Below are 397 nucleotides of genomic sequence, written 5' to 3' on the forward strand. Positions count from 1 at the left end.
GTTTTGAACTACAGGGCTTTTACCTTCTCTGGCGGGCCTTTCCAGACCTCTTCATCTAACCGGTTCCTTTGTAACTCCATGTGAGACGTCCCACAACCCCAAGGAGCAAGCTCCTTGGTTTGGGCTAATCCGCGTTCGCTCGCCGCTACTGACGGAATCACTATTGTTTTCTCTTCCTCAGGGTACTTAGATGTTTCAGTTCCCCTGGTCTGCCTCTCACTCACCTATGAATTCAGTGAGTAGTGACTGTCGATGAAGACAGCCGGGTTTCCCCATTCGGACATCCCCGGATCAAAGCTTGCTTACAGCTCCCCGAGGCCTTATCGTTGTTCGCCACGTCCTTCGTCGGCTCCTGGCGCCTAGGCATCCTCCGTGTGCTCTTTGTAGCTTAACCTAG

General features: G+C 52.9%; 1 rRNA gene. It reads right to left on the reverse strand.

The annotated features are described in order from the left end of the window. Window positions 1–394 (reverse strand): 23S ribosomal RNA (locus tag G9G57_RS25330); the annotation flags it as partial. Window positions 395–397 lie beyond the last annotated feature (3 nt).

The organism is Paenibacillus sp. EKM211P (assembly GCF_011066175.1).
In the GTDB taxonomy this organism is placed as follows: Bacteria; Bacillota; Bacilli; order Paenibacillales; family Paenibacillaceae; genus Paenibacillus; species Paenibacillus polymyxa.